The sequence below is a fragment of the Shewanella sp. 5_MG-2023 genome, assembly GCF_030547465.1.
Classification (GTDB): domain Bacteria; phylum Pseudomonadota; class Gammaproteobacteria; order Enterobacterales; family Shewanellaceae; genus Shewanella.
Window position 1 is genome coordinate 48,627 of record NZ_JAUORC010000009.1, and the last position, 15,610, is coordinate 64,236.

Annotated in this window: 14 protein-coding genes; 7 read left to right on the forward strand and 7 right to left on the reverse strand. The window is 40.2% G+C overall.

Annotated elements, in window-relative coordinates; all coding sequences use genetic code 11:
* Positions 1-626: 626 nt before the first annotated feature.
* From Q4557_RS06855 to Q4557_RS06865, 3 genes are all read left to right on the forward strand, one after another.
* A complete protein-coding gene (locus tag Q4557_RS06855; protein WP_303411613.1) occupies positions 627-956 on the forward strand; it encodes a hypothetical protein in 330 nt (109 codons plus the stop codon).
* A 616-nt stretch (positions 957-1,572) separates the two neighbouring features.
* Positions 1,573-1,917 carry a TM2 domain-containing protein gene (locus Q4557_RS06860; protein WP_102440481.1) on the forward strand — a complete coding sequence of 115 codons (345 nt, stop codon included), beginning with the start codon at positions 1,573-1,575 and terminating at the stop codon, positions 1,915-1,917.
* Positions 1,918-2,285: 368 nt separating this feature from the next.
* Positions 2,286-2,726, forward strand: coding sequence for a PACE efflux transporter (locus tag Q4557_RS06865; RefSeq protein WP_102440480.1), 441 nt, complete (start codon positions 2,286-2,288; stop codon positions 2,724-2,726).
* Between the two features lie 311 nt (positions 2,727-3,037).
* Here Q4557_RS06865 and Q4557_RS06870 read toward each other — a convergent pair whose 3' ends face one another.
* The 3 genes from Q4557_RS06870 to Q4557_RS06880 form a co-directional block, all read right to left on the reverse strand.
* The gene (locus Q4557_RS06870) at positions 3,038-4,150 is read right to left on the reverse strand and encodes a hypothetical protein (protein ID WP_303411616.1); all 1,113 of its coding nucleotides are present in this window, start codon (positions 4,148-4,150) and stop codon (positions 3,038-3,040) included.
* A 416-nt stretch (positions 4,151-4,566) separates the two neighbouring features.
* Positions 4,567-5,523: a GGDEF domain-containing protein gene (locus Q4557_RS06875; protein ID WP_303411618.1), complete on the reverse strand. Its 957-nt coding sequence runs from the start codon at positions 5,521-5,523 to the stop codon at positions 4,567-4,569.
* Between the two features lie 268 nt (positions 5,524-5,791).
* Positions 5,792-6,547, reverse strand: a complete 756-nt coding sequence (locus Q4557_RS06880; protein WP_102440477.1) for an outer membrane protein OmpK — start codon at positions 6,545-6,547, stop codon at positions 5,792-5,794.
* A 467-nt stretch (positions 6,548-7,014) separates the two neighbouring features.
* On the opposite strand from Q4557_RS06880, the gene Q4557_RS06885 reads away from it, so the two are divergent.
* Both Q4557_RS06885 and Q4557_RS06890 read left to right on the forward strand, forming a co-directional pair.
* Positions 7,015-8,112 carry a GGDEF domain-containing protein gene (locus Q4557_RS06885; protein ID WP_303411620.1) on the forward strand — a complete coding sequence of 366 codons (1,098 nt, stop codon included), beginning with the start codon at positions 7,015-7,017 and terminating at the stop codon, positions 8,110-8,112.
* Positions 8,113-8,359: 247 nt separating this feature from the next.
* Positions 8,360-8,947: a NapC/NirT family cytochrome c gene (locus tag Q4557_RS06890; RefSeq protein ID WP_102440475.1), complete on the forward strand. Its 588-nt coding sequence runs from the start codon at positions 8,360-8,362 to the stop codon at positions 8,945-8,947.
* A 187-nt stretch (positions 8,948-9,134) separates the two neighbouring features.
* Here the strand turns inward: Q4557_RS06890 and Q4557_RS06895 are convergent, their stop codons facing one another.
* On the reverse strand, positions 9,135-10,406 hold the full coding sequence (locus Q4557_RS06895; RefSeq protein WP_303411624.1) for an MFS transporter: 1,272 nt from the start codon (positions 10,404-10,406) through the stop codon (positions 9,135-9,137).
* Positions 10,407-10,799: 393 nt separating this feature from the next.
* On the opposite strand from Q4557_RS06895, the gene Q4557_RS06900 reads away from it, so the two are divergent.
* Complete coding sequence (locus Q4557_RS06900; RefSeq protein WP_303411626.1) at positions 10,800-11,318, forward strand: hypothetical protein; 519 nt, start codon at positions 10,800-10,802, stop codon at positions 11,316-11,318.
* A 244-nt stretch (positions 11,319-11,562) separates the two neighbouring features.
* On the opposite strand, the gene Q4557_RS06905 is transcribed toward Q4557_RS06900, so the two are convergent.
* The 3 genes from Q4557_RS06905 to Q4557_RS06915 form a co-directional block, all read right to left on the reverse strand.
* A complete protein-coding gene (locus tag Q4557_RS06905; RefSeq protein WP_303411628.1) occupies positions 11,563-11,934 on the reverse strand; it encodes a HopJ type III effector protein in 372 nt (123 codons plus the stop codon).
* 92 nt (positions 11,935-12,026) lie between these two features.
* A complete protein-coding gene (locus tag Q4557_RS06910) occupies positions 12,027-12,683 on the reverse strand; it encodes a cupin domain-containing protein (protein WP_303411630.1) in 657 nt (218 codons plus the stop codon).
* A 245-nt stretch (positions 12,684-12,928) separates the two neighbouring features.
* Complete coding sequence (locus tag Q4557_RS06915; protein ID WP_303411632.1) at positions 12,929-13,918, reverse strand: cytochrome-c peroxidase; 990 nt, start codon at positions 13,916-13,918, stop codon at positions 12,929-12,931.
* A 478-nt stretch (positions 13,919-14,396) separates the two neighbouring features.
* Between Q4557_RS06915 and Q4557_RS06920 the strand changes: the two genes are divergently transcribed.
* Positions 14,397-15,599: an ATP-binding protein gene (locus tag Q4557_RS06920; RefSeq protein WP_303411634.1), complete on the forward strand. Its 1,203-nt coding sequence runs from the start codon at positions 14,397-14,399 to the stop codon at positions 15,597-15,599.
* Positions 15,600-15,610 lie beyond the last annotated feature (11 nt).

Below are 15,610 nucleotides of genomic sequence, written 5' to 3' on the forward strand. Positions count from 1 at the left end.
GAGTAAACTTAATCTAAACCCCATCAATTCAAATGAAGTCAGACGCTGAGTAATTCCCCGTTGGAAGTGTCCGAATGCGTTAAGTGAATTGACGTGAGCTCGGCATGGATGCCGAGATAGCCTCAGTTGAGCCATGGATGGCGAATCTGAGGCGGTAGTCAATTCACTTAAATTAGCATTAGGAATAACACTTCGTCGGGGCGCTGGGGGTTATCCAAAAGGGGAACAAGCGCTTTTCCCCTTTTGGTCTGGTGTGGGCGAAGCGTCACGACTTACCTTGGCCGTAAGGCCAAAATAAGAAGGGTCAGATTTTGACCCTTCTTATTTCTACTTCTTTCCATATCACTACTGATTAAGCTATTTTTGAACATAAAAAAGCGTCTCATTAAAGGCGCTATTTTTGTATTTGCGGTTTGCTAATTAAGAGTTAGCTAAACTCACTATTTAGGTGGTTAAAATGACTAACTGTTTATTTATCACACAGGTGTAAATTGAATATGTTTTGATTTGCTTTTGATTAAAACTATTTAAAATCATTTTAAATTAGTCAGTTAAGCGATTACCCCAAACTTGGCACGCAGCTTGTAATAACCTAGGTGTACCCCATAATTGAAAAGGAATACACCATGTTTAACTCAACCTCAAATACAAATTTAGTAGCTCGTTCAGCATCTACAAAAACTAACCGTACATTTAAAAAATTAGCGTTAATTGCCGTTATTGCAACAGCAAGTATTGGCGCTCAAGCAAATGAATTGAGTAGTGCTGATGTCGTGAGTGCATTAGAAACACGTTTTACTGAAGCAACCACAGAAATGCTACAAACTGCGAAACAAGAAATTACTTTGAATCTGCATAGTAAAATCGCAGAGCAACTATTTGAGCTAAGTACCTCTCTTGAGTTGACTGAATCAGTAACAGAGTCAGATACAGCATTAGTAAGTAATGAGGACTAATGAATGGATTTAATGATGTTACTTAATTTAGCAGACCCATTAATCTCATTGCTTCTGCTTCCCGTTATCAGCTTTATTGTGTGTTCGTTGTTGATATGCGGGTTGCAGTGATACCAATTTAGAAGCATCAATGTTATTTCCAAAGAGTTTGTTTCACTGGAAATGGTGGGAAAAACAGCATGAACTTAACATGCCACTCATTGTTAAAAAGTAACGTAACGACTTTATACTTGGATTGCGATGACTTATATGGCTATTCAAATTCAAATGAAGTCTGACGCTAAATACTCCCCCGTAAACACTTAACATGTCTGTTAATTAGGTGGCCATGTTAATTATAACCGCATTAAACGCACCTTTAAAATGCGCTTAGGCCATGGTCTAGGTTTTGAGTTTGGTCTTATTTTTGCCACACAGCCCTGAGGATGACTGATGTGAAGTGGTCAAGTTAATCACCTATCAAAAAAGCATTTGTAAATCCGCTAGCCTTTGCCTAGAGACCTTAAAAGCTTATTAGATTTTGGCTTTATTTTCGTTTTGTGAACTATGCACCTTTGTTCAGCGCACACTTGTACCCATAATGCCTTATCAGCGATATTGACCATTGGAGTTTGCGATGCAACAGATTAATTGCCCACAGTGCAGCCAAAAAATCGACCTTAACCAAGTGACTTGCCCACAATGTCATGCCGCGCTAGGTTTAGATGCCCTCGGTGGCGTCGACCCAGATGTTCGCATCAAAAATCAGAAGCTTGCAATATGGTTTAGTGTGCTGTTTGGAGGCTTAGGTTTGCATAAATTCTATTTAGGTCAGTATCTCAAGGGTAGCTTGTACTTAGTGTTTAGCTGGACACTGGTGCCTATGGTAGCTGGCTGGGTTGATGCGATTCGCACCTTGAAAATGAGTCCATTTAGTTTTCAGCAGCGTTACTCACGTAAAGCGAGTCAGTACTCCGCTTAACTAAAACTAGCTTATCCTCCTAAATGAGTAGGGAGTTGCATATTGCTCCCTATTTATAAAACTCGATTTATAAAATCCTATTGAATAGCTTCCTATTAATAATGCCACAGTCTCGTGAGCTTTAATGATTTAAGACGTCAACGATGACATCGCTAAGCCACATTAACGCCGGGGATTTCTCATAGGTTTAGTGTGAAACTTCTTTTGCAAAAGGCTGAAAATCCCCCTTACTGGGCTGCTACAACAATATTCCAAGCTGTTTTACATTTTATCTATCACTTTTTAAGGTAGTCACTCACTTTATTCTTTTGTCATTAATGATAACTTTAGCAACCAAGAACCACTACCCAACAGAAATGAGAATGACCATGAACACCAAAGAGCGCATTTTTCACAGCGTATTATTTGAAGCGATTGCTTTAGCATTTGTTATCGGCGCCGCAACTTTATTTACTGATGCGGGCCCAAAGTCTGCTACAGGCTTAGCGGTAGGCTTATCGCTAATTGCAATGAGTTGGAATTATGCATACAACTTAGGCTTTGACCATATATTTGGTCATAACCGTATTAAACGCACCCTTAAAATGCGCTTAGGTCATGGTCTAGGTTTTGAGTTTGGTCTTATTTTTGCCACACAGCCCTTTATGATGTGGGTGTTGCAGTTAGATTTCTGGACGGTGTTTATGATGAACATTGGGGTGGTGGTATTCTTCTTGATATACGCGATTATATACAATTGGTGCTATGACCAACTTCGAGCGCGTATTGTCTCCGCTCGCGCTGCAGCCAATAATGCTGCCGTCAGTTAAGCTAGCCCAGCTTTAGGTATATGAAACGATACTTAGGTTAATCCCAAGTTCGTCAAATAAAGCAATAATACTAGAGTGACAGTCTATATCGGCGTTAGGTGCTAGGAGTTAAGAATTAAGAATTAAGAGATAGAATCTAGAGTCAAGAGCGACAGAGTTCGCTCTTAACCTCATGCTGAAAGATGCACTGAATAGGCTTAACAGTCCGTTTTGATTAATGTTCCCGCTGTGTTAATAGCGCCTGTTACGCCATCTAAAATGACGATATAGGCATCTAACTCGACACATGCGATGAAGAATAAACTTTATTGTTATTGAACCTCATTCAGTGGCATTTCTAGCGCCCCACCATTGCCTGCTTTAACCACCTTATAAACACCAAGGGTACATATTGGCAGCACATAAACACATGCAAATCCGTAAGACATCAAGCTGTAACCTTTACCTATGAGATCGACAATGCCTATGGTGCCAAGCAATGCAGCCAATGACACTGTACCGAAGGCGATGAGCGCTCTTAACCAAGGCTTTGCATTAGCCTCATCACTGGTGGCAGGGATACGTTCAATAACACTTTGCACTAAGCCGACACCGGTTTCGATAAGCGTGCCAAACAAAGCGATGATAAATAGCATTAACAGCCAATCGGGGGCAAATTGCTGGATCATCCAATAATTGGGCAGCGGTTTATCTAATACATCAGGATAGCCAACGCTGTAACTTAAGTGGAACAGCAACGCCGGGATCATAATAGCAACTGCGGCAATCGCAGCTGACACGAAAGCCTGCTGCCGAGTTACAATATCGCGGGTAGAAAATAATAACCCTGGGGCAATCGCCAAGTTATACATCGCATACAATGCGCCGCCAAACCACCAGCTTGGCTCAATATCCGTTAGCGCAGTAGCGGCTAATAAATCCGTATCAGATTGGCCAACCACAATGACGAAATAAGTAATAAATACCCCGTACATCAGCACTGACCACAAGGCTAACGCCTTCTCAACCACCAGTCGCCCAAAAAGCACAAACAAAGCTACCAATATTGGCATTAAAATTAGCCCTATTGTGGCAGGCACATCAAAGCGCTCTTGCAAAGTGTTACCCGCAGCGGCGCTCACCACCCCCAGCACTAACAAAAACAGTAAGATGTATAAGATTTCAAATACAACCCAAAAAGGCCCAATTAATTTCTTAAAGAAATGGCGATAATCATAAACCTTAAACACCCGTGCAAATTCAAAGGTTATTCCTAATACTATTGCAAAAATTACCGTTGCCGTGCATATGGCTAATACGCCTCCCATTTGGCCGTATTGGGTAAAAAACTCGATAACCTCTCTGCCCGTCCCATAACCACCACCAATAAGCACTGACAGAAATACCGCTGCGGGGATAAAATAAATCTGTATTACCTTAATCATGTTTGAGTCCATTATTATTTTATGAGTCAGTTGCAGCTGACTTTCTCCGTCTTAAGTTCAACTTTGTTATCGAGTTCTCGTTAGCACAAGAACTGCTAAGCTAAATTTTTATTATTTTTTAATCACATATTTTAAGGTAAACGTCATTTAACCTTTATGCAACAACTAGCGTTATTGATAAAAAGCTTAATCTGCGAGACAGTCTGTAACCCTCCCTTGAACTCAATAATTTTGAAGCTAGTCTGCTAAAACGATGGCATGTGGAGTATGGCGTAAGGTGTGTGGGTTAAGGTTTATGGAGTAAAGATTGAGGAATAAGTTTGTTCAGCCCGAAATACGAAAGCGATTGTATGAAAAGAATACCTCAGAAAACGCTATCGTCCTGCTTGTTATAAGTTTGCGGTCATAGCGCTAAATTAACCGCAAACTTGATTACGGCCGTTATTTTTAGCTTGATACAAAAGTTCATCAGCTTCATTAATGAGTGCGCGTAAGCTTTGCTTCGTATAACAACTCACCCCACAGCTAATGCTAAGATGAACAAGTTGCGAGTCGAGTTTAATTGGCGTTGAAGCAACAGCCTCACGAATATCGTTAGCAATGACGAGCATGTCATGTTTAAAATCGTGCTCATCATTAGAGCGGCTAGCAACAGTATCGCTAAGAGGCGCTTTGATTAACATAAGAAACTCTTCACCGTCCCATCGAATTACTGTGGTTTCAGGCGAATTTGATTGCTTAATAATGGCAGCGATATGTTGCAAGACCAGATCTCCAACGCCATGACCGAATTGATCATTTACACGTTTAAAGTGGTCAACATCCAGCATGATCACCCCAAACTCAATTTCGCCATTTACCGCTAATACCATGTTTTCTACCGCGATAGCCGCGCCTTCACGGCGATTATAAAAGCCTGTTAAGTCATCAAAAGTGGCATGTTGAGTCAATTTGGCTACTAAGGCTTTTTGTTCGGTTATATCGAATATTACTCCGATTAAACCAGCCACATTACCTTCCGCATCAAAAAAGCTGGTTTTGTGAAATTTTACAAACACAATATCTCCGCTATTGGTGCGAATTTCTTTTTCATAAATTTGCACCCCAGGATTATCAAACAAGGCTTGATCCGCTTGTTGGTAACTATCCGCCAAGGCTTTATCAAACAATTGATATACGCTAAACCCCACCAGTTGTTGTCTCGATATTTTTATGAAGTCTTCAAAAGCCCGATTACAGCCCAAATAAACCCCATTCACATCTTTGTAAAAAATCGGCACCGGAAGCGTATCAATCGTAAACTGCAAAAGAGGGTTATCCGCGCTAAAAAACACCAATAAATCGTGTGGAGCTAAGGGGTTTGTTAAGGCCATATCTACTCACTAGTAAAAAATCATGCTCTTTGAGTATAGACATGTTAGCTAACACTTTCCTCAAGCCTGCAATTAATGGCAATTTAGCAGTCCGTTAAAAACTAAAATGTTTAGGGCTTATTTATGGGCAACTATTAGAGGGGATGTCAGGGGACAAAATGAATGATTAGAGTGTCACTGGATAATTAAAATATAATCATTAACAACAAAACTCAGGGGGATCTGACTGTGACTCCCCTGATCGCTTAGCAATGTTCAACTCGCATATTTAAAAGTGGTACTTTACCAATAAGCTAGTCACATTTTGATTGGTATTAAAGCCCGAGCTGCTCTTAATACCGTACTTGTTTTTCCAATAGTCATATTCAATACCCACATAAAGTGCACTATCTCGCATACCGACTTGCTTACCTAAATCATATTTAAGTTGTGGATTGAAATGAAAGTTCTTTTCATAACTGCCATCAGAATCAACTACCCAATCAATAAAACCATCAAATACGATATTTGAATCGCCTACAGGCCAGGTGACTTTCCAGGCAGGGGTGATTTGCCAAGTATCACCATCGCGGCCATCGGGGAAGCGGCGATACATATTAAGCTGAAAAAAATCAAAACCAGGAATGGCTAAATCAATACCTGCACCAATTAAAAATGATTCAACATCGCCTTCGCCAAACTCAACGGTGGTTGCTAGCAGTACATCTTTAACAACCCCCATTTCAACCGGTTCACCAAGCATTTTACTGAAGCTAAAGCGCGGGCTAAATTCACCATAATAGGCGCTTTTACCGTTTAAAAAGTCTTCTTCACCATTGTATTTAGTGAAATCGACAAACATAAATAAATCGCCAACACTCCAACCGCTAACATGTTCAAAAGTCAGTGTTTGTTGAATTTCAGGATTAACCTTAAAGTCGTCACCATATAGGTAAGTTAAACTATTGTCTTGCCACTGAACCACGTCATTGGCAGCAGCAAATGGTGCGTAACTCGCTAACAAGGCTATAAGCAGGCGTTTCATATTACATCCTTTTAAATAAGTTTAATTTTTAAAAACCACTCAGGTAGTTAGCTTGAATGATTTCTACATGAGTCAAATAGCTTCTCATTCGCGATAAAACATCTTTAAAACTTGACTGTGATCATCGTCATGGCGACAGCAATGACGCTACAAATAACTGAGTAATACCTGCACTAATGACCTGCTCTAATGACCTGCTCTAATGACCAGCCCTAATGATAGTGCAATACTCGCGTAGCAAATATGTCAGTAATACTTAAGCGTTACACTGCCAAATGACTTAATGAGTGAATTCTGAATAAAAAGCTTTTTAAAACCACCACTATCGCGACAAAAGCTCAATTGAACTGAATAGCTATGCCGATGATATTCTTAAGAGTATAAAGCCTTACTCCGCCAATAACTATTTGTGTTAACATCAAATAACCATAATTTTAATATTGATATTCCGCGAATTAATGACACAAATGCCAAATTGTTTAATTAACAAACATACCAACTCTATAGGCAACACGTCTTTAAGCCTTATTCAATTTAGGCTATTAGTCATTATTGGCACTGCTTTACTTGGCAGCTTTATGGTCGCAGATTTAGCCTTAGTACCTGATACACTAACCGAGATATACATCACTTCTCGTTTATACCTGCAGTTACCTGTCTGTATTGCTTTTTTATTGGCCTCTTTTCACCCGCAATTTTCAACGTTCTACCAAATGGCACTTGCCGTCACCATGCTGTTGCTCATCTTTATCAACTATTGGCTAATCCTAATGTGTTGGCAAATGGAAGCCTTTGCCTTTCCTTATGAAGGCACTGTTATGTATAGCTTATTTACCCTATTCGTATTTCGTTTATCATTTAAATATTCAGTCCCTTATTCATTAATAGTACTGTTAGGTTTTGCGACCATCGTACTCAGTGAGCCTATTTATGGTAATAAAACTGTCGTCAGCTTAGGCTTTGTTGTCGTAGGCTTGATTGTTGGTCTGCTGGGAGTATTACAAATAGAACGGGCATTAAAACAATTGTCAAAAGCCAATAAAAAATTGAATCGATTAAGTCAGATAGACCATTTAACCGGTATATATAATCGCCGGACTTTTGAAGCTCGCTTTTCAGAGCAACTCAGTTTGCACAACAGAGCAGGAAATTGTATTTGTGTATTTATTATCGACCTTGATTATTTTAAAGGTTACAACGATGGCTATGGCCACGTAAAAGGAGACAATATTATTAAGTTGCAAGCCAGTAACTTAACTAAAGTCTTCCGTAGATCATCTGATATTGTGGCGCGATATGGTGGTGAGGAATTTGTGGTGGTTTCAACGCAAGTGACACAAGAGCAATGCCTTGAGCTTGCCAATAACATCATCAACCAATGGCAAGAATTAAAAGAACCCCATGGTAAGGTGGCAGGGCAACATTATGTGACTTGCTCGGTGGGATTCTATTTAGAACAAATTAACCCGGATTCAGACAAGATCTCGATGGTTAAAAAAGCCGACAAAGCGCTTTATCAAGCCAAAGAAAAAGGCCGTAATTGCTTTGTGCAATACACTCAATAAGCAGTAAAGCTGAGTGACAGCGTCTCAATACTAAAAATCAATCCTCACAAGAACTCATCGTCACGACAAGGTTAACTACCATACACTAAGCGTTAATAATGCATCATATTTGGGTACCATTTACTTCTATAGAAAGTAAATAATAACTACCACTTAGTATTGTTCAGCTATATTTATACTTCTAACTCATTTGCCTCACATCATTTGCACCACTCAATTTGCCCCGATATTCCAATAAGGTGATTCAATGGAGAAATTAAAAGCATTATTAGGTACTGTGTGGCGAGTAATTAAAAAACCCAGCATTCACTACAGCCTAGGCTTTTTAGTTATCGGCGGCTTTATAGCGGGTGTCATATTTTGGGGGGCGTTTAATACTGCATTAGAAATGTCGAGCACTGAAGAATTCTGTAGTAGTTGTCATCAAAATGTTTATGAAGAAATGAAACCTACCATTCATTTCACCAATCGCAGTGGCGTAAGAGCGACTTGTCATGATTGTCATGTGCCCCATAAATGGACTGATAAAATAGCCCGAAAAATGCAAGCTTCTAAAGAAATTTGGGCAGACTTAGTCGGCACCATTGATACCCCTGAAAAATTTGAAGCAAAACGTCGTGAGCTTGCTGGACATGAATGGCGTCGATTAAAAGCCAATAACTCACTTGAATGTCGAAATTGTCATGAATACGATTATATGGACTTCACTCGCCAATCAGATAGGGCAGCTAATATGCACTCAAAGTATTTAGAGAGCGGCGAACAAACCTGTATTGATTGCCACAAAGGTATTGCCCATCAACTACCAGATATGGAAGGCGTAGAAGGCTGGTAACTTTATCCTCCAAAGACGGTTATATATTGCGATAAGATGAACATGTATGACCACCGTATACCAAAGGTATATCACCAAACACACTGGAATATAGGTAATCATTGCCGTTAATCATATAGAACAGCGCAAATTAAACACGACGCCACTATCTCGACAAGTAGATAAACAGTAAACCCATTTTAGAGGGCTAACTCAGTTTCATTTCGGCAATATTGGGTCGAGAAAGTCTGGTTAATATCCGATAAAGATAGATAACCACAACACATAAAACCACCCCTATCATAAATAGCCACGGGCCTCCGAGTAGGTCAAGAATGATCCCTCCTCCTAACGGCGCCATGGCAAAGCCTATTTCACTGAAAGACGCTGCGCCAAAATAAGCGCCTCGAAGATGTTGCGGGGCTAAGCGATCAATATGCACATTCATGGTCGGAAATAAAATCGTCTCAGCAAGACTCATCACTACCACGGCCCCTATCCAGCCCCAAAAAAGGTCTACTGGATTTAAAGCTAGCCAAACTTGTGAGCACATTAATAGAATTAATCCAAATTGAATTCGCTGAATTAAACTATATTTAGCCATCAGTTTTAATAAGATAAACTGCGTAGAAATGATCACTAATGCATTGGTAAAAATCATACTCGATATCAAAGCCAATAAATCAGGTGCCCCTGCGCGAGTTAAGTATTGAATCAACGAGCTGTCCATTTGCGAGTAGATGAACATGCATAAAGTATTGGCCAATATTAGACATTGAAACAATTTATCTTGTTTTAAAATGGCAAAAACTTGCTGGCGAGTCTCTTTTGCAACAGGCTTTGTTACACCCGAATGAGCCTCTTTATCAGCGGTATTTTTAGCGGAATCAATATTTGATTGATGACTAAAACCCCAATAAAGCATTATCAGTAACACCACAAAGGCACCGGCTGTTATATAAAAACTCGATTGCTTACCCGTTAGTCCTAACCAAATGCCAAGCATAGGCCCAACAGCGCAGCCGACATTGACGATGAAATACAATGATTGCATCGCCAATTCCCGTGTTTGCTTATCATGGATTATGTCACCGATAACGGCAGAGGTGAGCGGTCGCCATATCGAGGTCGCGATTGAACATAAGGTCATCACCACCACATAACCATTAACGCTGTCGACTTGTGCTAGCAATGAAAATGAAATGATATAAAGCACACCAGTCATGTACATCAGTTTGTGCCGACCAATACGATCTGACAATGCACTACCGATAAAACTGGTGAATACAGACACCAATGCAGCACTGGATAAAATCAATCCCACTTCTGTGGCACTTAACGCAAACCTGTCATATAAAATGACCGCGAGAAACGGCCACACCATATAATAGCTGCCACGAGTAATAAACGAGCCAAACAACAATATCCACATGAGTAATGGAAACTGCTTAACACGGGCTATAGAAACATCGCTTTGCATTGTAAAACCTTTAAAGGAAAGCCTAAAAGAAGTGATCTTGACCAAATCTAAAGAGTTGGCGCCTTTAAAGCAACAATTGCGTAACAAGATGCGCTGGTTATTACGAATACAGCCGTGTTTGCATAGCGGACTCTAAAATGGTCAAGCAAATTAAAAATAATAAAGAGCAATTCTATTAAATTAAGCTGAACGCCTAGGGGCATGATGAAAATAGCTTAAAAACTTAAGCTTATTTATCCCTTCCATCGACAGTTTATAATGACCAATAATTGACACTAATGGGGGATATTGTTAATTTACTTGTCAGTGACGAAGTGAGGCTTTAATTGCATAGTTTCAGATGCTTAAACCTTATTTTGCTTAATGGATTATAAACACACAAGGGAATGCCCAATGAAAAAAATACTGCTATGTACATGTATATTAGCTATGACTGCCTGTAAAACTACTGATATCCGTAATATTGCTGACTCAGTTTCAGACATTGCCGGAGCGGCACAAGGTAACTCAACGAGTGTACCAACTAACCAAGCTTATTCGCACCCGACTCAGCAATACGCAAAAACAAGTCAAACATTCCGTATAACCAAACCGACAAAAATGAACCCTGAAATTGGTCAAATTCGTCCATTACGCACAGAAAAAAACCCTCAAGGCATGACCAAGGTTCGATTCGAAGCCTATCACCTTGATAGTGGCGCGCCGATGCAGAGCAATCAATACCTTTATCAGGTTTCAGCCGAAGGGTGGTTGAGTGAAGAACCATTCGTGAACTTTAATTCAAAATTAGTCACCATCAATAGTGGTAATTACTATATCAAGGCACAGGCCGATACCGGTAAATTTTATGCTTCTGGAATGGTGACTTTAGAGCGCGGCGTAACCAATATTGTTAGTTTTGATCTTCAATAAGTAAATTTAAAAATTGGCGGGTATTAAGTCCTTTCAAATTAGGCTTTTATTTTATCAATCAACAATTTTGCCAAAACTTGAGCTTGTAACAATAAATGACTTACAAGCTTAGATAAATCATTTAAGGGCTAATACCTTTTCAGCCCTTAAATGATTCGATTCATTAAACCACTTTAATTTCAGCAATCATTGCTACATGCTTCCCACAATTGCGCCGACATTCATTAGCAAAAAAGTGCAAAAATCAAGCTTTCAGCACTAATGCCACTTGGCTAAACTCAATCCCTTGCCAACCATTAAGCATAAATTGACGAATGTTTTGATGATCTTTTCCCTCAGGCATGGCTAATACATCCCGATAATATTGACCAAATAATTGCAGCGTTTGAGGCTGGGTTAAATGGTGAATTTGCGCAAACGAAAACAGCTTACAAGAACCTGAGTTTTCGCCAGCGTCATTAGCTTGTTTACCATTAGTAAAAGCGCTTGGAGTGAAATCATAGTGAGCATCGATGATTGCCATCGTAGCTTCAAAGCGAACGGGTTCAGCAGTTGTTTGAGACAGTGTTTCGATAAAGCTAACAACATCAGCTTGAGTATTTGTCAGTTCAGTCATTTTAAATCCTGTATTGTTGTCATAAACAGCGTGAAAAATCCTATAAACATCATATAAAAAGATTAACCCATCGTCCTTATAAAATGCGTAACTTACTCGTCCAGCAGCAAATGCCCCACTTTCACCCAAATCAGCGTATCTTGTTCAACATAGGGATTATGCTGACTTAAATGCGGGCTGCGGATCCAAGTTCCTGCAGGATAACGACCTAACTCGTCAATAAACTCACCGCTAATAACGTAAATTTCTTCACCACCAAAATGACGATGAGGCTGAAATTGGCAACCTGCAGGCCAAAAAACGAATGCTGTTGATTCGGTAAGATGTTGATGCAGCGGCATCACCTTTAAATCACCTTGCCCAGCAGACCATGGTGTATTGTTAGTATCGATACGAATTTGAGCGCTATCGGAGGCTTGAAATTGATGTAGCTTTACCAGTAACTCGCAGCCTTGTTCACTAAATGGCGCATGACTAAAGCCTTCAGGGTTACGAATATAACTGCCAGCGGGATAATCGCCGCTTTCATCTGAAAATATCCCACTGAGTACCAGTATTTCTTCACCTAAAGGATGCGGATGCGATGCAAAGCTTGCTCCAGCATCATACTTCACCACACTGGTCGCATGACCACGCTCAGCTTCTTCTCTGGCCAATCTTTTACGCCATACCCCTTGAGCTGGGCTTTTATCCCATTGAAGCTTATTGGTATCAATAACAACCCGCTGACTAAAGTCCATGTTAAGCATAGTGATTTCCTGCTGAATTTATATATCAGTGTAATAGGACTTAAACGAAATAAATAGCTAACAAATCATTAGCTGATAAATGAATAGCAGGGAAATAAAAAACCTGCACTATCGCTAGTGCAGGTTTTGAGGGAGTTTCAGATAATTTCCAGCTAAGTGATAAAGTTAAGCTGAAGTGTTATCGCGACTTCAATACTGTTTAAACGCCGCTTTTATTAAAAGGCATTATTATTTAAACGGCACTATTATTTAAACGGCACTGGACGCGGTGTATTCGCATTTGAAGGCGGTAAAATCGGCAACATAATTTGTGGCTGCTCACCGGTTAAACTGTTCAAAAACTCAACCATTTGTGCAGTTTCTTTAGCTGACATTTTTTGCCCTAGTTGAATGTCGGCCATGGTATTAACCGCTTCATCTAGGTTCCATACGCTACCGTCATGGAAGTATGGGTAGGTAAGCTCGATGTTACGTAGGGTTGGTACTTTAAAGACGAACTTATCAGCTTCTTTACCGGTTACCCCTTTACGCCCTTCTGCTGGATTGTCTGTGTGGAATGGTTTAATTAAGCCCATTTTCATGTACATAGTGCCGCCAACCGCTGGGCCGTTATGACACGCGACACACCCTTTGTCTTTAAATAACTGATAACCCGTTTGTGCATCTGCAGAGATGGCTTTTTTATCGCCTTCTAAATATTTATCAAATGGGCTATTTGGGGTCACTAAGGTTTTTTCGAATGTCGCTATGGCATCTGTAATACGGTCGATGTTAACTTCATTTGAACCATAAATGTCATTAAAACGCGCAACATATGCAGGCATTGAAGCGATAGTATCTACAGCTAAATCATGGGTATAACCCATTTCTTTTGGATTATCGATAGGACCTGCAGCTTGATCTTTTAAAGTTGCAGCACGACCATCCCAAAATTGCGCCAGCATATAATCAGCGTTTAAGACTGTAGGCGAGTTAATCGGCCCTTGTTGCCACTCATGACCAATCGATGTAGGTAGAGCATCAACGCCACCGAGCGATAAGTTATGACATGAGTTACAAGAAATAAAACCAGACATTGATAGACGTGGCTCAAAGAAAAGCATTTTACCTAGCTCAACTTTTTCAGGCTCGGTGATCACCGCAGGCTTAATGACTTCAATGGGCTCACTGGCCTGAGAAGTTGAAATAGAAAATATCGATGCTAGCATTACAGCAACGGCGGTCAGCTTAGTCATAGTTAATAACCTTGTACTTTATATGGTTTAATTATGGTCATCATAATCGCTCGCTCTCAGGAGTTAAAACGGTAAAATCCGATTAAGCCTATCGCGATTACAAATGCTATTTATGCGATTTAAATCACTGTTTATTTTACAAAATAAAGTAGGTTAACAACTTATTCGATTAACCAAACTGCACCCCAGACAAAATAGCGATTAAGATCGTCATAAGTCACACTACGCTGTATCAAAATAACCTCTCATATTGATACATGTCGCTTTTTAAGCCCTCTTTTTGAGGTTAAAAAACATTGTTCTGTTACTGCCTTGATGGGAAAAACGGCATCAAACCTAAATTCGCTTCCCCCCTCCCCGTATACGAATAAATCAAAAGTTAACCGCCGCTGTGCTACAGTTAAACGATTGATAACAAGCTTTTAAAACTGCTTAAAGCAAGGTTATATTCGCCGTTTGCAAAAGGATAATGCGATCAATGGACATTAAGTTGCCAATACTCTCAACTGCATGGCAAAAAATAAAAGCGCTAATAGGCTTAGCGCACAATACCCAGCTAGATGAAGATAATATTGAAGGGAAACTGTCACTTAAAGCACTAGCGAATCATTACCCCAACAGCAGCTCAGCCTCAGAAGCTGAGCAGATATTATTGTATAGCCCTTTAATTGCTGGCGTTGACACCATCATAGGCCGTGATGCTCAGCGCCAAAAAGTGACCGATGCCATTGAGCGCTGGCAACAGAAAAAAGGTGAACTCACCGCGGTAATCGGTCCATTTGGATCAGGAGTGAGTACCCTGCTGAATCAATTTCATCAGCAATATGGCCATCACTACGACATCACCTATCTCAGTTTTTACCATGGGGTATTATCCACTAAAGCGGCCATTGCCAATTTATGTTACTGCTTCAACATTACTGATGAACCCAACTCAATCACCGCCGCTATTACAGTTATTAATCAGCAACCCCAGCAGATTATTATTATTGATGATTTACATAAGCTAATGCTCAGAATGATGGGTAATTTCCAAGCCTTAGTGACTTTTGCCACTATTTTAATGGAAACCCGCCAACATCATTGTTGGATATTAGGCTGCGAAAGCTTTGTCTGGCATCGGCTGTCCTCGCAGTATTCCATTACTAACTTTGTAAAGTCGATTGTCAAAATGGATTATTTTACACAACAAGAATTGAGCGAAATACTGAAGCAAAAAACCGATAAGATTCCGCTAAAAATCTGTGAACTTAGCACAGAAGAAGCCAACAATAGTGCCTTTGATAGCCTATGCAAGCAATTGCACCAAGCCAGTGATGGGCACCCAAAACTGGCCAGCGTATTGTTACACGCCGCCATGGTAGATGATGGCAATAGCCCGATGAGTTTGAGCCCCATTAGCTCGCCGGATTTAAGCTGCTTGAAACAATGCATCGATGAGGACTTATTTAGTTTAGCTGAGCTATACGTCCATGGCGGTTTACGGGTTTTTCAACACGCCGACATCTTTGCCACCAGCATAGAGCACAGTTCATTAAAGCTTGAATACTTAGCCCGCCAAGGACTGGTGAAAGTCCATTATTCAAAGCAAGACTTTGCCCAGCATTATTACTTTATTACCCCGACGTTAACCCGCATTATTGCAATGCATTTACTCAATCATAATAAACTCTATTTGTAGGAGCTAAGCGC